Below are 23,606 nucleotides of genomic sequence, written 5' to 3'. Positions count from 1 at the left end.
CGAAATAGGGAAAAGAAATCAATATAAATATTTTTAATCATGTGCCTATGAAATCTTCAAACTACTTAAAAAAATTATACGGGAATCCGACAGATGAAAAATATACACCGGGATATGGTGTATTACCCATTATCAAATATATACCCGAAGGCAAGATAGTCTGGTGTCCTTTCGATACGAAGCGCAGTGAGTTTGTGCAGAAATTCAAGGATGCCGGTTTCCATGTCGTGTATTCCCATATCTATAACGGACAGGATTTTTTCAACTATGAACCGTCCCAATGGGATATACTCGTATCCAATCCTCCTTTCAGCCGGAAGGTGGAAGTCTTTGAACGCTGTCTGAAACTCGGAAAACCATTCGCCTTGCTGATGTCCAACTATTGGCTGAACAACGTAGCACCCTGCCGACTTTTCCAGAATACTGATCTGGAATTACTCATGTTCGATAAACGTATTCAGTTCGGAAAAGGGAAAAACGTACCGTTCAACAGCAGCTATTTCTGCCATAAAATACTTCCGAAACAAATCATATTCGAACAGATAGATGTTACGGACAAATCTCCAAGTTGTATGCAGGATGACATCCCAGATAAGGCAAATATCAATTCGCAAGAGAATAAAGCAATCATGAATTTTCAATTATAACTCTGTATTTCAATGAAAAGGAATTTATTTGGCATTATGCTTCTATCAGGTATTTCCATTTTACCGAAAGCTAACGCACAAACTACCTACGAAGAAATGGAACAACTGACGGTGAACGAACAGATAACAACTGTCATCACGGCATCGGAACCGGTGCGTTTCGTGGATATTTCCACTGACAAGGTGGCGGGCGATCAGCCCATTGACAACATCATTCGCCTAAAGCCCAAGGAAAGCGGACACGAGGATGGTGAAATACTCGCCATCGTCACCATTGTGACGGAACGATACCGCACACAATACGCACTGATTTATACCACAAGGATGAAAGAGGCAGTAACAGATAAGGAGATATTGCTACAAGAGCGTAATGCGTACAACAATCCGGCAGTCTCAATGTCCACTGCCGACATGACACATCATGCACGGCGCATCTGGAACTCACCTGCAAAAATCCGCAACGTAGCTACCAAAGCACACCGCATGGTGATGCGTCTGAACAATATCTACTCGGTGGGTGACTACTTCTTCATAGACTTTTCCATCGAGAACAAGACGAACATCCGTTTTGACATTGATGAGATACGGATAAAGCTGACAGACAAGAAACTCGCCAAGGCAACCAACGCACAGACTATCGAACTGACACCTGCCCTGGTTCTGGAATCGGGCAAGACATTCAGACACGGCTATCGGAATGTGATTGTCGTGAAAAAGATGACCTTTCCCAATGACAAGCTACTGACCATCGAAATGACGGAGAAACAGATTAGTGGCCGTAACATCAGTCTGAACATCGACTATGAGGATATACTGGCGGCAGATTCGTTCCATGCAGATTTATTGGAGGAGGAATGACTATGAAAAAGACAATCATCGTGATAATTACCTGCGTGTGTATCGCTGCAAGTGCAAATGCACAACAAGGTAGCGGACGCCTCTCGCTTGGCACAGGACTACTCTACAAGAACGGCATGGATATAACGCTCGCCTACGAACACGAAATGAACTATCGCCATATGTGGGAGTTCTTCGTCAACGGCTATCTACAATGGGCAGAGTGCGCTTCGTGCGGGCATATCTGCCCGGAATCATTTTGGCGAAACTACCGCAGCTACGGTTTTGGCGTGGCCTACAAGCCGTGCATGACGCGGGGACGCAACCACTATGGCAGTCTGCGTATCGGAGCTTCAGCCGGAAGCGACATGAATAAGTTCCTCGGTGGCCTGCACTTCGGTTACGAACACAACTATGTGCTACGGGCCGGATGGACACTGTATTGGCAAGTGAAAAGCGATGTGATGATAAAAGGTGCGGACGTGCTGCGAGCAGGTGTCGTGCTGGGTGTGAAACTACCTATAAAATAGGGAAACAAAAAAGAAAGCAATATGATACGAAAGATACATTTGGTGGCAGCGGCAACGGCTGCCGTGCTTTGCGCTGCCTGTGACACGCATATAGACGTACCCGATACAGCAGTTCGTCCAGGACATATCCTCTGCGAGGATGGAACAGCCTTGCCTTACGCACAATATGAACAATCGGGGAAAAAAGCGATAGCGGTGGTCTTCGATACCGAAAAATGCGGAGATACGGAGGGGGACGGTTATGCAGTTTACCTGTGGGACATTGCTCCACAGGCATTCGCCGACAGCCTCGGCATCGCACAAGGCACATCGGCTGACATCATGGCTTATGATGGCAATGAGAATACATTCGCACTGTATGATACACAAGAAACCGCTTCGCCAATGGCAGAAGCGGTTTTCGACCTATGGCGGTACGGGCAGAGTGCCTATGTACCGTCCGTGGCAGAGATGCGGCTGCTCTACACCATGCGAAAGATAATCAACCCTGTCATCGAACAATGTGGCGGTGAGCCGTTACCACTGGATGAAAACGACTGTTGGTACTGGACATCCACAGAAGTCGAAAAGCAACAGACAGCCAAGGCATGGCTCTATTCCATGGGGAGCGGTGCAATGCAGGAAACACCTAAAGTACAGGCGCACAGAGTACGCCCCATAATTACCATAAACGAATAAAAGATAGAAAGATATGAAAGATACGGATATATTTTTCAGCATAGCATTGATGATATTGGGAATTGTCCTCATGTATAAGTCCATGAAAGGTAATTCATGCCGACAAATACTGGCAAAACTCGCAGATTCCATAGCATCGGATAAAGAAGATATTAATTTTCAAATTAAAAGGTTCGGCTACCTTTTGGACGAAATGACTGCCGATAATGAAAAAAATTCAATCTTGAAGCGTCATGCCGACAGACTGGAGGAACTTGTCACGCAATTAGACCGCACACGAAACGAGCTTGAAACAAGTAATCTGTCAATGGCGGATATTAACGGAGAGTTGAAAAGAAGTAATGCCGAACTTGTAAAGAGAGCAACCCAATTACGCAATGAGATACAGCAAGACGAGCTTGTCATCCAAAAGATGCAAGAACGCCTTGATTCTCTCAAAAGAATCAAAGTGGGGCTTGAAATAGCCCTGAATAACATTCAGGCAGAAGAAGTACACTATCTCTCGGAACCGGTATTCAGTTTGGGTATTACCCCATCCATCAAAAGCCATCTTGAATCTCATGGAATATTATATATCGGAGACCTGATTCATCTTAACGAGCAATATCTCATGGAAATCTGGGGTATCGGTCCGGTAACACTTGATAAGATAAAAACAAAACTGAACGAGAATGGTGCATGGTTCGGTATGGATGTAATCAGAGTAGGTAATCATTGGTATCGTAGAAAACAAGGACTAATAACAGACTGACTTATGGAAGAAAGTAAGGAATTGCAAGGGTTCTATAAAATATTCCGCACAGTGGTATATGTGTCCGTGCTGCTGGAGTTCTTTGAATATGCCATTGACCCTGCAATGCTCGACCACTGGGGCGGCATACTGACCGACATTCACGGACGCATCAAACAATGGATGATTTACCACGACGGCAATCTTGTGTACAGCAAAATCGCAACGGTACTGCTTATCTGCATCACTTGTGTCGGAACGCGGAACAAGAAGCATCTGGAGTTCAACGCACGCCGGCAGGTGGTGTATCCATTGACGAGTGGGTTATTGCTGCTCGTACTCTCCGTATGGCTGTTCGGCCATACGATGGAAACAAGGCTTTATACCTTACCTCTGAATATCATTCTCTATATGATTGCCTCCATTGCTGGCGTAGTACTGGTACATATCGCATTAGACAACATTTCAAAGTTCATCAAGGAGGGATTGATGAAAGACCGTTTCAACTTCGAGAATGAAAGTTTTGAACAATGTGAAGAAAAAGTCGAGAATGAATACAGCGTAAATATCCCCATGCGATACTACTATAAGGGTAAATTCCGTAAGGGGTGGATTTCTGTAAGCAACTGCTTTCGAGGAACATGGGTAGTTGGAACACCGGGATCGGGTAAGACTTTCAGTATCATAGAGCCGTTTATCCGACAGCATTCGGCCAAAGGTTTTGCCATGGTGGTGTATGACTACAAGTTTCCTACATTGGCGACCAAGCTCTACTACCATTACAAGAAGAACGAGAAACTGGGCAGAGTACCCCAAGGGTGCAAGTTCAACATGATTAATTTTGTGGATGTGGAGTACAGCCGTCGGGTGAATCCAATTCAGGCAAAGTACATCAACAATCTTGCGGCGGCCAGCGAAACGGCGGAAACATTATTGGAAAGCCTACAAAAGGGTAAGAAAGAGGGAGGCGGCGGAAGCGACCAGTTCTTCCAAACCTCGGCGGTAAACTTCCTTGCCGCTTGTATCTACTTCTTCGTGAATTATGAACGTGAACCCTACGATGCCAACGGCAAGCCTCTATATGCGGAAAGACAGCAAGATCCGCAGACCAAATTCTGGAAACCGACAGGTATCGTGCGCGACCGTGAAGGCGGCAATATCGTGGAACCTGCCTACTGGCTGGGAAAGTATTCGGACATGCCACATATTCTGTCATTCTTGAATGAAAGTTATCAGACGATTTTCGAGGTACTGGAAACTGACAATGAGGTTGCTCCGCTGCTTGGTCCATTCCAGACAGCTTTCAAAAATAAGGCAATGGAACAATTGGAGGGTATGATTGGCACGTTACGTGTTTATACCTCGCGTCTGGCAACCAAAGAGAGCTACTGGATATTCCACCGGGATGGCGATGACTTCGACCTGAAGGTGAGTGACCCGAAGAATCCGAGTTACCTGCTGATTGCAAATGACCCGGAAATGGAATCCATCATCGGTGCATTGAACGCTCTTATCCTAAACCGTCTCGTTACCCGTGTGAATACCGGGCAGGGGAAAAATATTCCTGTGAGTATTATAGTGGACGAGTTACCGACACTCTACTTTCACAAAATAGACCGTCTGATAGGTACAGCGCGAAGCAATAAGGTGAGTGTAACGCTCGGCTTTCAGGAACTACCGCAACTGGAAGCCGATTATGGTAAGGTAGGTATGCAAAAGATCATTACGACGGTAGGTAATGTGGTAAGCGGCTCGGCACGTGCCAAAGAAACGCTGGAATGGTTGTCCAATGACATCTTCGGCAAGGTGGTCCAGGTCAAAAAAGGCGTGACTATTGACCGGGACAAAACAAGTATCAATCTCAATGAGAATATGGATAACCTTGTGCCTGCCTCGAAAATCTCGGATATGGCAACCGGATGGATATGCGGTCAGACGGCACGGGACTTTGTGAAGACGAAAACAGGTATGGGCGGTTCAATGAATATTCAAGAATCGGAAGAGTTCAAGACTACAAAGTTCTTCTGCAAAACAGATTTTGATATGGCAGAAATCAAGAAAGAAGAAGCGGCGTATGTGCCGCTGCCGAAGTTCTACACTTTCAAGTCGAGAGAGGAACGGGAGCGCATCCTATATAAAAACTTCGTACAAGTGGGGCAAGATGTGAAAGAGATGATAAAAGACGTTCAAAATAAGCGCAACGCGAAATAAAAATCCGGCTGTCTGACATATAATGTAAATAAAAACAACAAAAACCGTCAGTACAATCGTACTGGCGGTTTACTACTAACTAATCTCTTCTTCTGGTTTATCAGGAGAGCTACCTGCTTAATAATTGGGTGAGTTGCTGATGGCAATTTTTTCGTATTCCTCTTTGTCAGTACCGCATTCAATTGCCCTGTCAATGACATCCCCTAACTCGTTGTAACAAACTTCTTCATTGACACACTCTGCATCTTTGCCTTTCAACAGATATACCTCATAATAGTCCGACCCATTAAGTGCAATAATGACGTATCCGGTGTGTAACAGTCCGTTTACTTTGATACGAAGTGCAGGCAGGTCTTTGAAGATGGTGGCTGCAAACTCTGCGATACCCCATGACATGAGGACGGGCATAGGGGTAAGTCCTATCAACTGCTCTTGAATGGTCTGTGCTATTTGTATTACATACTCTTTTTCCATAACTATGCTATTTTTAAGATGATTATTGTTTTTTTATTCGAACCATTCCGGGTTGTCCTTTTTCAGTTCGGCAACCAATTCTACGTCTGTCAGTCGCAGGTTTGCCATGTCGGTAAAGAAGAAAACCTCATCATAGATTCTTTCGGCTTCCTTGCTTGCGAAGCCTTCGTTTTCATCGTTGAAACTACCGGGCTGAAGGGCATCAAGCAAGGTAATCGAGCCGATAAGGAGTTCTTCACCCTCGTTGGATTCCACCACACGGCAAGGATAGTTATTGCCGCCAAATTGTACTTCTTGTGTTTTCATACGCTTGTTATTTTAATGGGATATGCTTTCCATTTGTCTTGAGGTATTCCATAAGACACTTTGCTTCTTCATGTGATGCACGATTGCGGTCATCATAGCGACGTGTCTCATCCGCCATCACAATGATGCACTCCTTAAACAATCTATAGAGGCTCTGTTGCAGTGTGGGGTGCATATCAGGTATAGCGGCTGCAAAACGCTTGGGATTGAAACTAAAACTATTCACTGCCATTTCCCATTCTTTGGCAAGTTTGTACTCTTTGCTTTCTTTGATGTTGTCCATTGTCATGAAATTTTAATGATTTATTTTTCTTCCCTCTGTTCGGTTCTATATTCTGTCTGAACCGCTTGGGATTTACAGATGCTTTACAGGACTGACGAACAAGCTACTTCCAACACTTTTTTTGGAAAATTACTCTTTCACAGAAAGGAAGAATTTTATAAAAATGCACTTCAAAGCGATGGAATCAAGCGCGGCAGTCCACCTTCGCGTCTGGAAAACCAACCGGCGAGGACAGGAAGGAACCGGAGAAGGAATAAGATGGAAAAGATAAAAAGGAGGAAACTGATAGGTATAAATGAAGACGGGTGGCGGCGGGGTATCGGGAGGTAGCTATAAATGGGATAGAAAAGGCATAATCGCGCGGATGGCGGGTTTGCCCGGCAGACGCGCCGCCCGACAACGGTTTGGAGCAGTTGTCCGTGAACATCTTCACCTTAATCTAATTACAAATTAGGAACGAATAGAGGACAGATTACTCCACCCTCTATTCGTTGGTTACTGATTATGGTTAAGCTGCAATATCTTCCTCTTGTGGCTGTTCTTCGGTCTGCATCCCTACTTCGGATTGCTGTTTGTCAGATTGCTCCGCTTCCTGCTTTGCTTGTTCCTGCACCAAAAGAACGGCTTTTTTCTCTTCGATACGTTGGTGACGCTTCTCATACACTTCATTATGTCCGTTCTTGATGTCTGCCAACAGGTCGGGCATATGTTTTTGTGCGAAGTCAAGCAAGAGGGATGCAATGGCATTGTTGCCGTATGCGTTCTTGAAATTAGCAATTAGAAAATCCCTGCGAATAATCGCTTTCTGCTTGCTCGTGAGGTTGGCAATGATGTTTATCTTTTCTTCATCTGTAAGGTAGGAATAAGGCTTTTTTTCCTCGATACCTACCGCTTCGAAATGCTCTTTGCGGAGGGATGATAGCAAGAAGAAATAAATCATCTTGTCCTCGTCTTGCCCAAACTTGCAATCGGACATATCAACCTCCAAAATCTGTTTTTTTGTGTCCTCTACAGTCTTTTCAAGGGCAATTTCCTTGTTGCGTTTGTCTTGCTTTTCCAACTTCTCTACCGGTGAAAGCGTCTGCTCCTGTTTTGTGTCATTGGTAGTACAGGTAACTTTCGGAACATAACAGAGTACGATGTCCTTGCTCTCAATACGGAAATAAAGGATGATTTCACCTGCTTCACTTCGGGTACGGATTTCTTCGCATTCTTCCGTGTAATCGTTCAAATCCTGTTCGAACTCGCTCTGTGCCTGTTCGTATTCTTCGGTGGTGTCGTACTCTTCTTTTCGGGGTGCTTCGGGCTGTTCGGGATATGCCTTTGCATAATAGTTAAGGCTTTCCACTTCGTAACCCATGGCGGTAAGACGTTCTACTACGGCTTCATTGCTGTTGAAACTTTCATAGCAGAGGGATACCTCAGGGCGTTCTTCCATAAGGCGCACGGCTTTCTCCGTGAGATATGCTGCATTCATTTCAGCAAGGCAAGTACGATTGGCGCAATTTCCGCAACCACCCTCGCAAAATAACATCATATTATTTGTATTGTGAGGACACGACAGACAGAGGGTCTTGTCAAATGCGTATCGCTCCAAGTCGGTGGTATATTGCCGTTCGATGTTCCGTGCAACATCAGAGGCTTTCATTCCTCGCCAACTATTGTACTGCACCCCCTCTTTAAGATGCTTGTTGTACACCTCTTTCTGAATATCTTCCCCATAACGGCAAATTTCGCTCGCTACGCTGATTGTGATTTCGTCCTGTTCCAAAAGCTGTGCGATTTCGGGCATTAAGGAAACGAATTTAAGGCGTGTGCGGATATAGCTTTCGTTTTTACCGAACTGCACCGCCAAAGACTGCACATCGTGGCGACCACTATCAATGAGCTTTTGGTAGGCATTTGCTTCCTCTATCGGGGTAACATCCTTGCGCTGGAGGTTTTCAGTTACCGCCATTTCTTCGGCAACTTCGTCTGAAATTTCCATAACGACAGCCGGAATGTCTTCCAATCCTGCCATGAGGGAGGCACGATATCGGCGTTCTCCAAAAACAATCTCAAAGCGGTTGTCTTCTATTGGGCGTACTCCAATAGGCTGTAACACACCCTGCTGACGAATACTCTCGGAAAGTTCTGCAAGGCTCGCTTCGTCAAAATTCTTACGTGGGTTGTAATTGCTCGGCTGCACGTTTGCCAATGCTACCATTGTGATGTTTTTCTCTACTGATTGAATTGCTGTTGCTTCCATAATCATAAAAATTTAATTGGTTTTAATATTTAATTTTTTATTTTCCCTTTGTTCGGTTCTCTTTTCTGCCTGAACCGCTTGGGATTTACAGATGCTTTACAAGGACTGACGAATAAGCGATTTCCGACGCTTTTTCCGGAAAATTACTCTTTCGCAGAAAGGAAGAATTTTATAGGAAATGCACTTCAAAGCGACGGAATCAAGCGCGGCAGTCCACCTTTGCGTCTGGAAAACCAACCGGTGATGGCAGGAATGGACCGGATGAGTGGCATTAAAAGAATATAGAAAAGGAAGAATACGCTGAAAGGCGGATGGTAAAACGGATGGAACTATAAAGGGATGATTAACGATACAACGGGACAAGCGGAAGGACGTAAGACCAGACGGTGTAAAACAGGAATGGAACTTACCAGATAAAAATCCTTTGAGCCATTTCGCTAAATAAATCTGTATCAATTGCCTGTTTTACCAGAAATTTGCATTATTTTTGCAGTAACGAAACAGCCGTTTCGGAAACAGACGTTTCGGAAACAGACGTTTCGGAAACAGCAATAAAAAAGGATAAGGATATGAGATTTTTTGACAGGACAGAAGAAATAGCCTCTCTTCGCAAGATTCGCGAAATGGCCAAAAACAATGCTCAGTTTACAGTGGTAACGGGACGTCGCCGTATCGGTAAGACATCACTCGTGTGGAAGGCATACGAGGACGAACCGATTCTCTATTTCTTTGTTGCCCGGAAAGCCGAAGGCGATTTGTGTGAGGACTACCGGCTTGAAATAGAGAACAAGTTGGGAGTCCCAACCATGGGGCGGGCCGAGCACTTTACCGATGTGTTCGAGTACCTGATGAAACTTTCGGCAGAACGTCCCATCACACTCTTTATCGACGAGTTCCAGGAGTTTTTCCGTGTGAACAAATCGGTGTTCAGCGATATGCAGCGCATCTGGGATCTATACAGCCCGAAGTCCCGTATTAACCTGATTGTCTGTGGTTCGATTTATTCCATGATGACAAAGATATTCAAGGATAAGAAAGAGCCGTTGTATAACCGGCAGTCGCGCTTTATGACTGTGCGTCCGTTTACCCCAACTGTTCTGAAAGATATTCTTTCGGAATACAACCCCGGCTACACGGCGGAAGATCTGCTGGCATTGTACGCTTTCACGGGCGGTGTGGCGAAGTATGTACAACTACTCGTGGATGCAGGAGCAACAGCCAAAACGACTATGCTCGACCAGATTATAAAGGCCGACTCCATATTTTTGGGCGAGGGTAAAGCGATTCTTATCGAAGAGTTCGGCAAGGATTACGGAATCTATTTCTCCATACTATCGGCCATTGCACGAGGAAAAACATCCCGTTCGGAAATTGAAAACGTGGTAGGCAAGGAAATCGGCGGTTATCTTACCAAGCTGGAAAAAGAATACGAAATCATATCGAAGAAGCAACCGCTGTTCGAGAAGAGTTCCGCCAAGAATGTCCGGTATGTCATCGAGGATAATTTTTTCACGTTCTGGTTCCGCTTCATCTACAAGTACAGCTATATGCTGGAGATAGAGAACTATGGAAGTGTGAAGATGATTATAGGTCGGGATTATGAAACTTTCAGCGGTCTGATGCTTGAACGTTACTTTAAGCGTGTACTGATAGAACGGCAAGTCTATACGCGTATCGGAGGCTGGTGGGACCGCAAGGGTGAGAACGAAATAGACATAGTAGCTGAAAACGAACTGGACGATACGGCGACATTTTTCGAAGTCAAACGCAAGGCCGAAAATATCGACATGGAAAAACTGGAAGCGAAAGCAGCCGCTTTCATGCGTGCAACGGGAGAGTTCAAAGGTTATTCCCTGTCATACAAAGGGTTGTCAATGACTGATATGTAGCAATACATATCGGCATAACGTACTAACAGAAGTCACAGATTTAAAAGAACGGTAAGCGAGGAACATACCCTCACTTACCGTTTTTTTCCAAATACTCCTTCATCGCCTCATTTACAATGTCTCTCAATGACATATTCTTCTCAATAGCAAGGAATTTCATACGCGTATGAACACTCTTGTCGATAACGAAATTGCAATGTACCGCAGGCTCTTTTTCAGTTTTAAGTGGTGTGGCTTCCTTCTTTTGCGGAGATTTCTTCGTGGATGACAGCAATCCGTCCAGTCCGCTTTTCATACTGTCTTTCAATAAATCACTCTTGCCCATATTGTCTTATTTTAATTTCAAAACCTCTTGTGCTAAAGCCATATAATCTTTGGCTCCATTGCAGTTCTTATTGTACTCAAAGACGTTCTTTCCCTTTATAGGAGCTTCGGCCAGTGCCACATTGTCCCGTACAAGCGTTTTGAACACTTTGTCACAGAAAGAGTCATTGATAATTTCAGCTACGCTCTTGTTGAGTGTCTTGCGCTTGTCAAACTGGGTAATAACAATGCCACCAATACTCAGGTTCGGGTTCAGGCGTTCCTTGACAATCTCAATTACGCTTGTAATCTTCGCCATTCCGCGCATGGCGAGGAATTGTGCCTGCACCGGAATAATCAGAAAGTCCGCTGTGGTAAGGGCATTGAGTGTCAGCAAGCCCAGTGAAGGTGGACAATCAATCAGGATGTAGTCAAACTTCCGACTGTCAAGCAACTTCGTAATCAGACCTTTCAGTATCAACTCACGTCCCGGCTCGTTTATCAGTTCGGATTCTGCCGCCGACAGGTCGAGACAGGACGGCACAACAGCAAGTCCGTTCTCCAGTTCGATAACCGGTAAGGGATATTCACCTCTCATTGCCCCATACACCGTTTGTTCTTCCTCAATGGAGAGACCACACGATTCTGTAAGATTTGCCTGCCCGTCCATGTCGATAGCCAGTACACGCTTTTTCTTCTGTCGCAAAGCAGCGGCAAGATTGATGGTGGTAGTTGTCTTGCCAACCCCACCCTTATGATTCAAAACAGCTATAATTTTTGTCATAATTTGATGTCTTTATATGCGATACAAAGATAATACTATTCTTAGTAAATACTATAATTAGTATATACTATTTTACTAAAAAGAGTATTTTAGTATTTACTACTATACTAAAATACTAATAGACTAAATGTAGTAAATACTACTTTCAGTAATAGGTAACTCACTAACTTCCTACTTTACTATAATTAGTAAATACTACATTTAGTATTTATTGTTGTTCAATACTATATGCACATCATCAGAACGGCAAGTCTTCCTTGTCCTCTTGCGGCATAGCTACCGGTGGTACAGGTACATTACTTGCGGCATCTGTCGGACTCTCTGCTTCTGAAGTTGTACCCTCACGCTTTCCGGTATTGATGAACTCCAATGCGTCTGCCGTAATGGATAGTTGAATCTGACAGTTTTCATCCTTATCCTTCCACAGTGAAGCTGAAAGTGTCCCTTCAATGAGCAGTAACCGTCCTTTGGTAAGATATTCGGATAGTCGAATATGGTTCTCTTTCTTACTCCGTACCCTTACCCAAGTAGTGATGCTGTTTCCATGTGAATAGTCATCTACCGCAATATCAAATGCAATGAATGAACCGTGTGCTCCAGTAATAACCTGGCAATCCTTGCCAATGCGACCAATTGTGTGAACGTATAACATAATAAATTCTTTTTGTGGCAGGTGGTTAATCCTACCGTTACCTTAGTTTATAAATATTCTTTATTTCCCTCTGTTCGGCCTGTTTGCGACCTCCGGGATGATTTTTTCTGCATCCAAAGGCGGCAGGAACAATCTGGCAAGGCTGAAGAGGAAAAATACGCTCACCAGCGGAGAGGAAGATTTTTGCGCTTCACTTGCGGCTGAATGCCGGCATTGACACGACTGGGACTGGCGATTACCTTCGCGGAAAAATTCAATCCACGGCAGGTTGCACGGCAGCAGAAAAGCGATAAATAGAAGTATATAAAAAAGGAATAGAAAACGCTAAAGCAGGGAATAATAAAACAGGAGAACGGACATGCAGGACTAAGCTCCAAAGACTACCTTGAAACTGTGAATAGTGATATAGTTATATCATTATCCGCAATTTCAAGTCTGTTCGTGTACCCTTTGAAAAATAACTTGACGCATTTTATGTAACGCGCTACACAAAGCGTGTCAGATTTTTCTTGTAGCAGCCTATCAGTCCTTATACAGAGGGATATAGAAAAAAATTATAAAAGTAACCGACAATAGCTAACGTCAAATACCCCTTGCTCCAATGACCTGATTAGACTATTAAGTCCATAATCACTTATATGTTCATAGATACACACGACGGCCATACAGATAATGACCGCTATTAATACAAAGTATCCGGATAGGGATTTACGCAGCAATGGAGCTTTGCGAATATTTTATGGTATTCTACTTATCAATATGATATGTACTATAAATAAAATTTTTAGCTTTCCTTTGAAAGTTCTCGTGAATTTCTATGGCTATTTGAAAGTAACATTTTTAAGTCATTTTTATTGATGCCCATGTATTTACATATTTTAAACTCACTTATGCCGTCTGATAACATTTCTTGAGCTGCTTTTCTATTCCTTTCATACGCTTCCAGTTTGTCAAAAATGGCATCTGTTAGAAAATCTATCCATTCGAAAAAGACCTTTTCCCCTTCTTGAGTACTAAAATCTATTGTACAGGTTTTCGCACACCTCCTATGAAGTATCAGATAATAAATTCCTCCAATCAGATTCGCCATAATAGCTTTAATATTGATTTTCGCCGGTTTAAACAGATTGTCATAAAACGCAATCAAATTTAGATTCATAATATCCCGTGTTTCTGCTGTTCTCTTTGTCGTTTCATTAATAACCGACATTTCATAAAGTAACAACTTTTGCATTACAGTGTTATCAGACAAGTTCCTATAAAGGGTCTTGAATGTTTCCGCAAAAAACTTTTTAGGTCCCAATATGTTCAGGCTGGAAACGTCAATAGTATCATTGATCCAGAAATCATACTGCTTGGCAAGCCTGTCGTAAAGGTTTTCCATTGAGCCGTATCTTCTATAAAACACATTAGCTTCTATGTTTGCAGCTTTCATCAATGCACTCAAATTGACATTACCAAAACCATATTCAGCTACAAGCTTTTCAAGTTCGGATATTACCTCCTTGTCTATTTGTTCATTTGTCCTCCTATTTCGAGCTTTCTTTTCTTTCTGTTTCACTATTATATAGTATGTTATAAAAATAAATCTGCAAAAATCAGTAAAAGGAAATATTTTTATTTTAGCTTTCGATAAACTTCTTCTTTTCTGAATTGACGATAATATCCCAAGGTAGGCTGTAAGTATTTATACAGCTATTCCATTCTCTTTTCATTTGTTTTGATATAGAGCAATTGGGTCTGTTGCAAATATACATTTTTATGCTTTACAAACAATAGACAGAATATAAAAACTACGTTTACCAATAAATTTGCATTTCAATAATAGACGTATTAATTTACTTATTTATTGCTATATTATAGGAAAATCTCCAATTTGAAAAAAGAACACTCACTACACGAAGAAAACTTGCTGCACATCTACATTAAATCCCTGATAGTTTCCGGTTGCGATAAGAGAAGTCAATTTAAATGAGACCCTAATGATTTCATATAAAGAAAACTTCATGTTGGATTATTCATGTGAGAATTATAAGAATGAAGAAGCATTATATATCGAAAAATGAAACTCTATTTTTTCTTTGAAAGAGGATGTATTACGTTTTATATTCACTGTGTAATGACATCTTATTATTTTGTTGAGAAGTGTTCTTTTACAAAGAATTTCGAAAAGGATAATACATCATCAAAATCATAGAACATATTATAAGTTACGGCTACTAAATAATCAGCTTCCACAAAAACAAGACACATAACAGGAGCCTCTGATATAATATCAATAATCGCATAGTCCTGTTTTTTTAATTCTTCTATTTTTGAGGTTATGGGGGCATGACTCTTTATATTAGATAGAATATTGATTTCTATAGAGTAATATTGTATATTTTTCTTTGATTTATTTGGGACTTTAATGAGATAATGCTTACAACAATATCCGATCTTAGCCAACTCTGTCTGTTCGTTCACATTATTACAAAAAGCGTTTAAAATAGGAGAGATTATGTATTTATGAGACGAGACAAATAAAGCAGTATCTTTGGAATTAGTATCCTCATAGACAATATTATTATTATCCCAACAATAATTGAAATTTTCAAGTACCTTATATGAAAACTTATCAGATATACTATCGCTACAGATTGCAGCAGCATGAAGATATGCACACATACAAAATATAGTACATAGTATATATTTTATGTTACACATAAATCTTATCTCCTTTTTATACTAACTTCTTTATAAAAATTCGCTTTAATATTGGGTGGAGTAGCATATTCAATTTCTATATAAAGTTTTTTATAAAAAACTAATTCAGAAATTGCACTATCCGCATCAACTTGAGTTGACCCCGATAATTCTTTTACTTGATCTTTAAACTCACTAAAACTTCCTATTATTTCAACGCACCCTGCTGCTCCCCATCCAATATGAGTAAGATCTTCAGGACCAGCGTGAATGTAAAAAGTTCCTTTTAGAACTATTGCACCATTATGTTGAGAATATGTATTATGTACCTCATAGGCTTTTTTATATTCTGGTGCAGGCTGCCTATTGAGCTTATGCAAGCCACTATTAACCCATCCAATTGTTTTATAAGAACTAAAATTTGGTGGGTTATAATACGGCATGAAGCGTAATGCTTTCCATGTATATTTTACACTTTGACCTTTATCATCAGTACCTTTGATATAGACATAATATACAGGGACTCCATAGAGCTCTATTTTGCTATTCTTATCCATATCACTGCATGGATAAGATTTTGCATAATAGGTATCCCCAGTTTTTGTACCAGAAATAATAATATCCACATCTCGGAGTTTCATATAAGTAAAGATTTCAATAATAAGACATATAATTTCAGCAACACATGACCCTGATAAATGATTTACAGATGGGCATAACTATGCCCATCTGTAAATTTAAAATTATTCAATACTATTCTTGATGATATTCGCTTTCCCAAATAGCATCCTCCGGATTATCGCCTTTATGACCGGCAAGCTGTATCACGAAGCTTTTTGCCGGGAAATACGGTGTGATGTGGATGTCAAGAAGCACACGGTCTTTCTGATTCGGGTCTTGTTCAATCTTCATAACCTTGAAGCGTTCGATGAGTTTGTTCGGTCCCATTACACTATCGAGGAATTTCACAACCTGACCACGTAAATCTGCTTCCGTGCGAGTAGTCCAATTTTCAAATGCCCGACGGTTCAGGAAGTCAATCAGTACCTTCGTTATATAGTCGAATACACGAACTACGGAGTAGGTCTGCAAGCCAAGATTATCTCCATTAAATAATGTCTTGGCGGAGAAAGCCATAACCTTGCTGTACTCGTTCACCATCGGCACAAGCCCCATACGTTCAAGCTCTGAAATCTCGCTCTTGCGAAGGTCGAAGCGTACACTTTCTACTTCATTAAGTCCACCAAATTTCTTTCCGGCTACTACCTGAGACATTAAGGTGTTGTATATTTTTCCGGCAAGTGAAGAAGATGGCGGAATATAAAGATTTTCTTCTTCTCCAACGCTTTCCTCTCTTTGACGACCAAGCAACCAGTTACAGGTCATAATAGTATTCGATTTGAACACATCTCCACTCGTATGATTGGCATTGAAGAATATATCTACTACATCGTCCGGAGTTTCAAGGTCTTGGAAGTCTGTAACAAGAAAAACCTTGTTCTCGTATGCCATTTTAGACCACTTATCCAAAATGGCATTTGAGCCTATATATCCAGGAACGACAAGCAAGGAGTAGTTGCGACGCAGGTCAAGACGGTCAAAATTCTGTTTGAGTTCGTTGCTAATGTGGTCAGCGAAAATGGTATTGTCCAAATCCTGAAGCTGCTCCATGGTCGCATTGACAATGGTGACATTCTTCACCTTATCACTTTCCGTGTTCTTGTAAAAGAACGCAATAGTGCGATATGCGCTTTCAAGTTCCCGTGTCCTGGCAAGAGCATTCTTCAAGTTATGATTAAGAAGGTTCTCGGCGTTTTCTGCGGTTTCTTTGGCCTTGTCCCGCATTTGTTCGGCAGTGTCATTCTCACGTAAGAGTTTGAGCCATACGCTTAAGCGATTAACCAAGGCCTTACGTTCATTTTCCCACTGTTCATCCGTGAGGAAGATGTTGCGACGGGCCTTTCGTGCCGGATTAAGATTGGAATACCCATCTATGATATTTTCAAGAAAAGCGAAGCCACCAAATTCTTTGAGTTTGTCTATTGCCGATGCAGATGACTTTTGCGCCTGTTGTGATACGACTTTCTGTGAGGTTGTCGTACTGGCTGTCTGTTGTTGAGTTTCCTGCTTCATCTTAGTAAAAGATTAAAGTTCTACTTTCTTTTGATTTGCCAGAATCTCCTCGATTGATGATTCAATCACGTCCATAATGGCATTTTTGACTTCCGGATTTTCAAGTGCTTTCTGTAAAGCGCGGTTGGAAGTAAGCTGGCGAGTTATTCTGACACCCTGCTCTTTCTCAATGTCAAGTTTACTCAAGAAATCACTCTTCTCTTTAATCTTCTTGGCTCCGAAGTCTCCAAGTCCGGTGAATGTCATGATTTCCTTGATTTCATTACCTTCCGCATCCACGTGGCATAAGTCAACTGTTGGTTCAAAACGTTGGAACACATCTTCAATGGTTTCCAAACCATACACGCTTTCCGGAGCCGCAGGAGCTTCATCTGTCAGTTTTTGAACTATCAAAGTTCGGTTGGAGGGGATTTCCGCGATGGATTCGTTCGCATCGACTTTTACTTCGTTGCCTCCAATTCCATAATTGTAGATTGCCATAGAATTTACTTTTTAATATCATACTTTTTTTATAGCTCTCTTTTGGTTTTGTGACCGTGCGCAATATATGAATTATTTCTGAAACCGTCAAATTTTTAGGAGCATTTTATTGGCATCTAACAAGGAAAAGAGTATATTTGCGAAATAGAATAAAATAAAAGAATAGTATGACTTACCTGAAAATGCCATTACAATTGCAATCGGCTGTTGCCAAGAAATTGCAAAGGTGTTCCTATCAGGAATCGATAGCCCAACACATCATGCTACTGATTCTTTCTCACCATGGGGAAGTTATCGGCCGAGAAGACTTTGGTTCCATGATATGGGACCTTGAGTTCAACCAACTTGTGAAAATCAGCGATTGGGAGGAAGGAGTAAAAAACTCCTTAATAAAAACGATAGAGAAATATGAAAAGAGACTACGGAATGTAGATGTGAACGTCACCCTTTTGGAAATAGAAGAAGAAAATATAGATAAAGTATCTCATATCCGAAGAAAGGCACAAATAACGGTGACCGGAATAATGGATAGAACCAACGAGAAATTCAGTTTTAACACCTCATTATATATAAGCCCTTTATCACAATAATCGAACTATGTCAGACAAGAAACAAATCGCAATAAAGGAACGAATATTAAAGCAGGCTATGGAGTTTTGGGGTGTATCCGATATACGCGATATGGACCCCGTGATAGATTTGCTGCTTGAAGTTTTTGCCCATGAGTCCAACAAGCTGCATCAAGAAATAGATCAGTCCGATTCACGGATACTTCACCGCCTGTCCAGAATACTCATAGGAAACAAATGGTCGCTGCCAAAGCCGGCCCATGCGCTTATGACTATTACCCCCAATCATGGGGAATGTTGCGAACTTGATGCCGAAGATCACTTTTATGCAGAGAAAAACATATTTGGCAAAGGGGATATTCAAGTCTTTATAACCCCTTTGTTTTCCTATAAACTGGTTGATGCAAAAGTCAAAGCAATCGCATACAACGATAGTATAAGGCATTCAACCGATAGCTTTAGCACTCCAACACGCTTCCTTGGCCCTAAAAACCGGATAGCGGATTATTGCGTCTGGGTCGGGCTGGATGTGTCTAAAGAAGTCCTGCAAAAAATGGACTCTGTAATGTTTTGTATCAAGCCTTCCGATATGGGGTTGCTTCCGTTTATGAATATGGCTTTCTTCTATGACTGCACAGGAAACCGATTGAATGCAAAAACAGGCCTTCATGTTGAAGATCCATATAGTAATGCGCACTACTTTGATGAAATCCGCGATTTTTATAGTGACCTATATTTTAATGTGAGTATAAAAGATGCTTCCAAAGAGAAACATACCTACCGAGAAATGTTTCCCGGTTATGTGGCCGACTGCGAGGTCCCGGATGACTCTGAGAATCTCTTTTGGGTCAAGATAGTCTTTCCGGAAATATTCACGAAAGAAAGTCTTGAAAATCTGGAAGTATATTTGAACACATTTCCGGTTGTAAACAGACAAATCGTTTACAAACAGCATAATTTCCGTTCCACCGGACGAATTATACCCCTGAAATGTCCGGGCCGTACACAATTCTTGAACATACGCTCGTTTCAAGACAACAAAGGCCGGGAATATGTAAACCGACTGAACCAGTATGAGGAAAATCCGACAGGTATATTCAGTCTGTATTTTGGCGACCTTGAACGATTTGATTCGGACAGTGCCCGCTCATTAATTTCAAAAGTGTTACAATTAATGAAAGAAGACGGGAGTGCTTTTGCTTCAATGAATCCGGATGCACTTTCGACGCAGCTCAAAGAGTTGTTCAACAAGATAAATGATATAGAGAAAGGATTGGAGGCCACGCTAAAAGGAGATAACAAAATAAAGGCCTTTGTTTTAAGTGTCCCACAAAAGGATGCGACCAATGCCGAGATAAAATATTGGGTGACTTCCGGATCTCTGGCGAACGGTTTCAATGAACGCACATTGATACAGCAATTCAACATAGAAAAATATGACGCTTCAGGCATCATGTTGCGCACTTGTATGCAAGGAGGAACAACGCATGATAGCGAACAGGAACTTATTAATAGTTTAAGGTATGGTCTGTTGTCCCGGGAACGGATTATATCTAAAGAAGACATCAAAAGCTACTTGTTTCACAAGCTGGGAAAACATGTTGAATCAGTCGAAGTCGGTAATGGCGTAGCTATATCTCCTGACAGCAAAAAAGGATTAATCAGAGTGACAGAGGTCAAGATAAAACTTGGACAATTTGATAAAGATGAAATTCCCAATCTGGAAGAATTGGCCCATTATCTTGAAAAAGATTTGACTGAACGCTCTGTATGTAATTCAAACTATAAAATCAAATTCGTATGAATGATAGCAATTATAGTCCAAGTTTGGTGTCTGCCCTTAAGATAGCAAGAGGAATGGCACTTCAAGACAAGCATAACACGTTCGGCGTGTCACATCTTGTCATGGCCATGTTTGCAGAAAACACGGGTCTAAAAGAAATTTTATCCTCGATGCAGAAGGATGTCGGCTACATAATGGAATGGTTTGACACCCACCGCGAAATGTATAGGTCCAGTGGCACTTCCACAGAAGAAGTGGAGCCTGACGAAGAAGTGTCAAAAGTCTTGGATGAGTCCGAACGGTCTAAAATTAAATTAGGAGCGGATTCCATAGACTCCATCTGTGTGTTTACCGCCATATTGCGTGAAGGTGTCGTATATTCGCATCAGCAGATAGAGATGCTGGATGTTTCGGAAGATGACATATTGTCCCACTACAATGCCCTTACCCCGTTGCATTCTTATCAAGGAGAGGAAATGCAGATAACAGCAAGCGTTCCTTATGCCGACAACCTAAAAAAGCAAGAAACCATCAATGCCGGTGGCTTTGTCGTCGGTAGGGAAAAAGAGGTCCGTACTATTTTAGAATGCCTCGAACGCTCAGAGAACAAGGGCATACTGATTGTCGGTGAATCCGGTATCGGGAAGAGTTCCATCATCAACGCCTTTGTCAAAGATATCTGTGAGAATGAAGACGAGATGTTAAAGCAAATATCTATTGTCGGACTCAATACGGCAAAACTGCTCGCATCAACCTCGTCTGAAACGGAGATAGCACAAAAAGTTGTCAATCTGATGCACAAACTCAACCAATTGGAACAAGCTGTGCTGGTGATTGATGATTTACAGGTCCTTTTGGAGAACAGCGTATCAGGCAAAGCATCCACACTTATCAACATATTAAGTGCGCAAATCAGCGAGGGAGCCGCAAATCTTGTTCTCACACTCACGAACGATTCTTACCGGAAGAACATCGAAAAGCATCCGATAGAAGGGCGTCTTGATATCATAAAGATTGAAGAACTGGATACGGCTACACTTGAAAGTGCCATACAATTACATAAAAAAAGGATTGAAAACTATTACGAGCTGAGAATTTCAGATGCGTGTATTAAAGATTCAATCGCACTCTCCAAACGATATTTTAAGGAACGCAGCCTGCCATATGCCGCCATCGACCTGCTTGACAGAACCGCTGCTGCCGTCCGGCTATGCAATAAGAATGCACGAGCCAGTGTTTCTGATTTGGAAGCGGATTTTGAGGAAATAAAGAATCTCGACGAAAAAATATCTGAAGGGCCGCTTTACTTACTATACCGTTCTGTATTCAGCAAAATCAGTGTCGTATTGACCACCAAACTGTCAGACAACTATGTATGGGATAAAGAAGATGACATCGCGATAAAAGCAGGACGTTTGTCGGGCATCATCAAAGAATTAAAGGCACTATCCGACCAGTCTATTGAAGAGATACGCTCTTCGGAAATAGAGGCGATTGTAGCGGAGTGCACCAATATACCTATCGGAAAAATACAAGCCCGCGAGAAGGATCGACTTTTGAGCATCGAGAGCAAATTGCAAGAACGGGTCAAAGGACAGAACCGGGCCATTACGACTTTATCAGATGCCATTATAGAATCACGCAGCGGACTGAGTGACCCCAAGAAGCCTATAGGTTCATTCTTCTTCCTTGGCCCTACCGGAACGGGAAAAACAGAACTCACAAAATCACTGGCCGAGTTACTGTTTGATGACGAATCAGCCATGATCAGATTTGACATGTCCGAGTTCAAGGAAGAACATTCGGCTGCATTGCTGTATGGTGCACCTCCGGGATATGTAGGATATGAGGAAGGTGGTTTACTGGTCACTCAAATCAGACAGAAACCTTATTCGGTAGTGTTATTCGATGAGATTGAGAAAGCCCATAGCAGCGTTTATGATGTTTTCCTGCAAATGATGGATGAAGGCAAGATACATGATAAACTGGGCCGGGAAGGAGATTTTTCAAATTCCATAATCATTTTCACCTCCAATATCGGAAGCCAGTGGATTGTGGAACAAATACAATCCGGACATACTCCTGATTCCGGAAAGCTCATCGAGGTTATGGCACAGTATTTCCGACCTGAATTTTTGGGACGTCTCACCGAGGTGGTTCCGTTTGCGCCAATAGATGAAAATGTCGCCAAACAGATATTCAACCTCCATTTTGGAAGATTGCAAGAACAACTGATGAAACAGAAAAACATCCAGTTGAATTTGTCGGATGAAGCATTGCAACATCTGGCAAACAAAGGGTATTCTCCCAAATACGGCGCACGTCCGATAGCAGGAGTCATAAGAACTTATATCAAGAAGTCCGTATCTCGTCTGATTGTCTCTGAGCAAATCAAGTCGGGTGACAACATCGTCATAAACTATCGAAACGGTGAACTGATATGGGAACAATGTTAGCGCAAAAGAAACCCTTGGAAAGCATCCAACGAAGTCAGGCAATAAATTTTGTCGCAGAAATCTTTTATGATGAACTTCAATTTATTCTTGACCGGCGGCTGTTGGACCATACTATGGTTAATTGCCATGGTATGAACAGTCGTGTGAAATCCAGAGATGTATTAAGTGTTTCGGTACAGCATATCGCGGCGACAAATGCCGACAAAGAATATATATTGCTGAATCTGGCAAGAAACAGCATCTATCATCAATTGCCGGAATTACTATTTCATCCATTGGTGCTTAGCACACCGGGCATGAGCAACAAGGAGATAGTTGAAGCCATCCGAGCCAATGAAAAACAGGATAAAGAGCTTATACAATTCTTTGCACCCTTTGATACAGAGTTTTTCAAAGAAAAGGTCCGTATCAATAACCGCCATCTGAATTTCTTTTCAGACCCGGACTCCAAGAAGAACTTCATCAAGATGATTGAAGTAATGGAAAATGTCGAACTATCCATTACTTCCCATCAGAAATATAAGCTGTTCCTATTCCTCTGCAATGCAGAACGGTATAAAGAGAACCTGCCTGCTATCGAGCAACTGCTTCTTATCGTTTTGGGATTGAAGGTGAAACTGCGACTGGAAGTCCATGAGATTGATGAAACGGTTTACCTTTCCGTCGGTTCCGGATGTGTCGGACAGACATTAGGCCTTAATGGTCTAATGATAAGCGAAACCGATGATTTGACGGCGACAATCATCCTTGATACTCCGACAGATGACTATGAGGAGGTAAAAACGCATCTATCCAATGTCCGCCGGATACTTGAATTTTTCATCCTTTCAACAAGAAATATCGAAGTTGATTATCTGGTACGTGGAGAAACGGATTTTATACTCGGAGAAAACCGATTAGGATATAATATGAACTTATGAAAAATCTA

24 protein-coding genes are annotated in these 23,606 nt (G+C 42.0%); 12 read left to right on the top strand and 12 right to left on the bottom strand.

The window, feature by feature from the left end; genetic code table 11:
• Positions 1-47 precede the first annotated feature (47 nt).
• Genes DW039_RS12625 through DW039_RS12600 form a run of 6 tightly spaced genes read left to right on the top strand, consistent with a single transcriptional unit; the run spans position 48 to position 5,633 of the window.
• The gene (locus DW039_RS12625; RefSeq protein ID WP_007218153.1) at positions 48-647 is read left to right on the top strand and encodes a hypothetical protein; all 600 of its coding nucleotides are present in this window, start codon (positions 48-50) and stop codon (positions 645-647) included.
• Positions 648-659: 12 nt separating this feature from the next.
• Positions 660-1,505, top strand: coding sequence for a conjugative transposon protein TraN (gene traN / locus DW039_RS12620; RefSeq protein ID WP_007218152.1), 846 nt, complete (start codon positions 660-662; stop codon positions 1,503-1,505).
• The gene (locus tag DW039_RS12615) at positions 1,502-2,014 is read left to right on the top strand and encodes a hypothetical protein (RefSeq protein ID WP_007218151.1); all 513 of its coding nucleotides are present in this window, start codon (positions 1,502-1,504) and stop codon (positions 2,012-2,014) included. Before traN ends, DW039_RS12615 begins: the two co-directional genes overlap by 4 nt.
• 21 nt (positions 2,015-2,035) lie before the next feature.
• Positions 2,036-2,692, top strand: a complete 657-nt coding sequence (locus tag DW039_RS12610) for a DUF1566 domain-containing protein (RefSeq protein ID WP_118356357.1) — start codon at positions 2,036-2,038, stop codon at positions 2,690-2,692.
• Positions 2,693-2,705: 13 nt separating this feature from the next.
• A complete protein-coding gene (locus tag DW039_RS12605; protein ID WP_004310167.1) occupies positions 2,706-3,443 on the top strand; it encodes a DNA-directed RNA polymerase subunit alpha C-terminal domain-containing protein in 738 nt (245 codons plus the stop codon).
• A 3-nt stretch (positions 3,444-3,446) separates the two neighbouring features.
• Positions 3,447-5,633: a type IV secretory system conjugative DNA transfer family protein gene (locus tag DW039_RS12600; RefSeq protein ID WP_004310166.1), complete on the top strand. Its 2,187-nt coding sequence runs from the start codon at positions 3,447-3,449 to the stop codon at positions 5,631-5,633.
• A 117-nt stretch (positions 5,634-5,750) separates the two neighbouring features.
• On the opposite strand, the gene DW039_RS12595 is transcribed toward DW039_RS12600, so the two are convergent.
• The 4 genes from DW039_RS12595 to DW039_RS12570 form a co-directional block, all read right to left on the bottom strand.
• Positions 5,751-6,107 (bottom strand): hypothetical protein, encoded by a 357-nt coding sequence (locus tag DW039_RS12595; protein WP_004310165.1) that lies wholly within the window; start codon positions 6,105-6,107, stop codon positions 5,751-5,753.
• A gap of 33 nt (positions 6,108-6,140) precedes the next feature.
• Positions 6,141-6,413 carry a hypothetical protein gene (locus DW039_RS20940; protein WP_004310164.1) on the bottom strand — a complete coding sequence of 91 codons (273 nt, stop codon included), beginning with the start codon at positions 6,411-6,413 and terminating at the stop codon, positions 6,141-6,143.
• A 7-nt stretch (positions 6,414-6,420) separates the two neighbouring features.
• Positions 6,421-6,696 (bottom strand): hypothetical protein, encoded by a 276-nt coding sequence (locus DW039_RS12585; protein ID WP_004322070.1) that lies wholly within the window; start codon positions 6,694-6,696, stop codon positions 6,421-6,423.
• Between the two features lie 508 nt (positions 6,697-7,204).
• Positions 7,205-8,944 (bottom strand): ParB/RepB/Spo0J family partition protein, encoded by a 1,740-nt coding sequence (locus DW039_RS12570; protein WP_165853112.1) that lies wholly within the window; start codon positions 8,942-8,944, stop codon positions 7,205-7,207.
• Positions 8,945-8,992: 48 nt separating this feature from the next.
• Here DW039_RS12570 and DW039_RS21085 point away from each other — a divergent pair, with 48 nt between their 5' ends.
• Positions 8,993-9,229, top strand: coding sequence for a hypothetical protein (locus DW039_RS21085; RefSeq protein WP_005777345.1), 237 nt, complete (start codon positions 8,993-8,995; stop codon positions 9,227-9,229).
• A 284-nt stretch (positions 9,230-9,513) separates the two neighbouring features.
• Positions 9,514-10,833 carry an ATP-binding protein gene (locus DW039_RS12560; RefSeq protein ID WP_008768657.1) on the top strand — a complete coding sequence of 440 codons (1,320 nt, stop codon included), beginning with the start codon at positions 9,514-9,516 and terminating at the stop codon, positions 10,831-10,833.
• Positions 10,834-10,903: 70 nt separating this feature from the next.
• On the opposite strand, the gene DW039_RS12555 is transcribed toward DW039_RS12560, so the two are convergent.
• From DW039_RS12555 to DW039_RS12520, 8 genes are all read right to left on the bottom strand, one after another.
• Positions 10,904-11,158, bottom strand: coding sequence for a hypothetical protein (locus tag DW039_RS12555; RefSeq protein WP_004310159.1), 255 nt, complete (start codon positions 11,156-11,158; stop codon positions 10,904-10,906).
• A 6-nt stretch (positions 11,159-11,164) separates the two neighbouring features.
• Positions 11,165-11,920, bottom strand: a complete 756-nt coding sequence (locus DW039_RS12550; RefSeq protein ID WP_009041028.1) for a ParA family protein — start codon at positions 11,918-11,920, stop codon at positions 11,165-11,167.
• 238 nt (positions 11,921-12,158) lie between these two features.
• Positions 12,159-12,572 (bottom strand): single-stranded DNA-binding protein, encoded by a 414-nt coding sequence (locus DW039_RS12545; protein WP_009017601.1) that lies wholly within the window; start codon positions 12,570-12,572, stop codon positions 12,159-12,161.
• A 784-nt stretch (positions 12,573-13,356) separates the two neighbouring features.
• Complete coding sequence (locus tag DW039_RS12540; protein WP_004310156.1) at positions 13,357-14,133, bottom strand: TetR/AcrR family transcriptional regulator; 777 nt, start codon at positions 14,131-14,133, stop codon at positions 13,357-13,359.
• A 569-nt stretch (positions 14,134-14,702) separates the two neighbouring features.
• On the bottom strand, positions 14,703-15,278 hold the full coding sequence (locus DW039_RS21500) for a hypothetical protein (RefSeq protein WP_084819792.1): 576 nt from the start codon (positions 15,276-15,278) through the stop codon (positions 14,703-14,705).
• Between the two features lie 5 nt (positions 15,279-15,283).
• On the bottom strand, positions 15,284-15,898 hold the full coding sequence (locus DW039_RS12530; protein WP_004310153.1) for a hypothetical protein: 615 nt from the start codon (positions 15,896-15,898) through the stop codon (positions 15,284-15,286).
• Between the two features lie 112 nt (positions 15,899-16,010).
• The gene (locus DW039_RS12525; protein WP_004310152.1) at positions 16,011-17,390 is read right to left on the bottom strand and encodes a DUF5458 family protein; all 1,380 of its coding nucleotides are present in this window, start codon (positions 17,388-17,390) and stop codon (positions 16,011-16,013) included.
• 12 nt (positions 17,391-17,402) lie between these two features.
• Positions 17,403-17,870 (bottom strand): hypothetical protein, encoded by a 468-nt coding sequence (locus DW039_RS12520; protein WP_004310151.1) that lies wholly within the window; start codon positions 17,868-17,870, stop codon positions 17,403-17,405.
• Between the two features lie 167 nt (positions 17,871-18,037).
• On the opposite strand from DW039_RS12520, the gene DW039_RS12515 reads away from it, so the two are divergent.
• Genes DW039_RS12515 through DW039_RS12500 form a run of 4 tightly spaced genes read left to right on the top strand, consistent with a single transcriptional unit; the run spans position 18,038 to position 23,598 of the window.
• Positions 18,038-18,460, top strand: coding sequence for a GPW/gp25 family protein (locus DW039_RS12515; protein ID WP_004310150.1), 423 nt, complete (start codon positions 18,038-18,040; stop codon positions 18,458-18,460).
• 7 nt (positions 18,461-18,467) lie between these two features.
• Positions 18,468-20,243, top strand: a complete 1,776-nt coding sequence (locus DW039_RS12510) for a type VI secretion system baseplate subunit TssF (RefSeq protein WP_118356360.1) — start codon at positions 18,468-18,470, stop codon at positions 20,241-20,243.
• Positions 20,240-22,678 (top strand): AAA family ATPase, encoded by a 2,439-nt coding sequence (locus DW039_RS12505; RefSeq protein ID WP_118356361.1) that lies wholly within the window; start codon positions 20,240-20,242, stop codon positions 22,676-22,678. The genes DW039_RS12510 and DW039_RS12505 overlap by 4 nt, the downstream gene beginning before the upstream one ends.
• Positions 22,663-23,598: a hypothetical protein gene (locus DW039_RS12500; RefSeq protein WP_005777320.1), complete on the top strand. Its 936-nt coding sequence runs from the start codon at positions 22,663-22,665 to the stop codon at positions 23,596-23,598. The genes DW039_RS12505 and DW039_RS12500 overlap by 16 nt, the downstream gene beginning before the upstream one ends.
• Positions 23,599-23,606 lie beyond the last annotated feature (8 nt).

Source organism: Bacteroides sp. AF39-16AC, from assembly GCF_003602735.1.
In the GTDB taxonomy this organism is placed as follows: domain Bacteria; phylum Bacteroidota; class Bacteroidia; order Bacteroidales; family Bacteroidaceae; genus Bacteroides; species Bacteroides uniformis.
Note: the sequence above shows the minus strand (reverse complement) of the source record. Positions and strands in the feature narration are given on the sequence as shown.

Bases quoted from the DNA above. Each gene is read 5' to 3' on its own strand.
- DW039_RS12625 (WP_007218153.1), top strand. From the start codon at position 48: ATGAAATCTTCAAACTACTTAAAAAAATTATACGGGAATCCGACAGAT.
- traN (WP_007218152.1), top strand. From the start codon at position 660: ATGAAAAGGAATTTATTTGGCATTATGCTTCTATCAGGTATTTCCATT.
- DW039_RS12615 (WP_007218151.1), top strand. From the start codon at position 1,502: ATGACTATGAAAAAGACAATCATCGTGATAATTACCTGCGTGTGTATC.
- DW039_RS12610 (WP_118356357.1), top strand. From the start codon at position 2,036: ATGATACGAAAGATACATTTGGTGGCAGCGGCAACGGCTGCCGTGCTT.
- DW039_RS12605 (WP_004310167.1), top strand. From the start codon at position 2,706: ATGAAAGATACGGATATATTTTTCAGCATAGCATTGATGATATTGGGA.
- DW039_RS12600 (WP_004310166.1), top strand. From the start codon at position 3,447: ATGGAAGAAAGTAAGGAATTGCAAGGGTTCTATAAAATATTCCGCACA.
- DW039_RS12595 (WP_004310165.1), bottom strand. From the start codon at position 6,107: ATGGAAAAAGAGTATGTAATACAAATAGCACAGACCATTCAAGAGCAG.
- DW039_RS20940 (WP_004310164.1), bottom strand. From the start codon at position 6,413: ATGAAAACACAAGAAGTACAATTTGGCGGCAATAACTATCCTTGCCGT.
- DW039_RS12585 (WP_004322070.1), bottom strand. From the start codon at position 6,696: ATGGACAACATCAAAGAAAGCAAAGAGTACAAACTTGCCAAAGAATGG.
- DW039_RS12570 (WP_165853112.1), bottom strand. From the start codon at position 8,944: ATGGAAGCAACAGCAATTCAATCAGTAGAGAAAAACATCACAATGGTA.
- DW039_RS12560 (WP_008768657.1), top strand. From the start codon at position 9,514: ATGAGATTTTTTGACAGGACAGAAGAAATAGCCTCTCTTCGCAAGATT.
- DW039_RS12555 (WP_004310159.1), bottom strand. From the start codon at position 11,158: ATGGGCAAGAGTGATTTATTGAAAGACAGTATGAAAAGCGGACTGGAC.
- DW039_RS12550 (WP_009041028.1), bottom strand. From the start codon at position 11,920: ATGACAAAAATTATAGCTGTTTTGAATCATAAGGGTGGGGTTGGCAAG.
- DW039_RS12545 (WP_009017601.1), bottom strand. From the start codon at position 12,572: ATGTTATACGTTCACACAATTGGTCGCATTGGCAAGGATTGCCAGGTT.
- DW039_RS21500 (WP_084819792.1), bottom strand. From the start codon at position 15,278: ATGTGTAACATAAAATATATACTATGTACTATATTTTGTATGTGTGCA.
- DW039_RS12530 (WP_004310153.1), bottom strand. From the start codon at position 15,898: ATGAAACTCCGAGATGTGGATATTATTATTTCTGGTACAAAAACTGGG.
- DW039_RS12525 (WP_004310152.1), bottom strand. From the start codon at position 17,390: ATGAAGCAGGAAACTCAACAACAGACAGCCAGTACGACAACCTCACAG.
- DW039_RS12520 (WP_004310151.1), bottom strand. From the start codon at position 17,870: ATGGCAATCTACAATTATGGAATTGGAGGCAACGAAGTAAAAGTCGAT.
- DW039_RS12515 (WP_004310150.1), top strand. From the start codon at position 18,038: ATGACTTACCTGAAAATGCCATTACAATTGCAATCGGCTGTTGCCAAG.
- DW039_RS12510 (WP_118356360.1), top strand. From the start codon at position 18,468: ATGTCAGACAAGAAACAAATCGCAATAAAGGAACGAATATTAAAGCAG.
- DW039_RS12505 (WP_118356361.1), top strand. From the start codon at position 20,240: ATGAATGATAGCAATTATAGTCCAAGTTTGGTGTCTGCCCTTAAGATA.
- DW039_RS12500 (WP_005777320.1), top strand. From the start codon at position 22,663: ATGGGAACAATGTTAGCGCAAAAGAAACCCTTGGAAAGCATCCAACGA.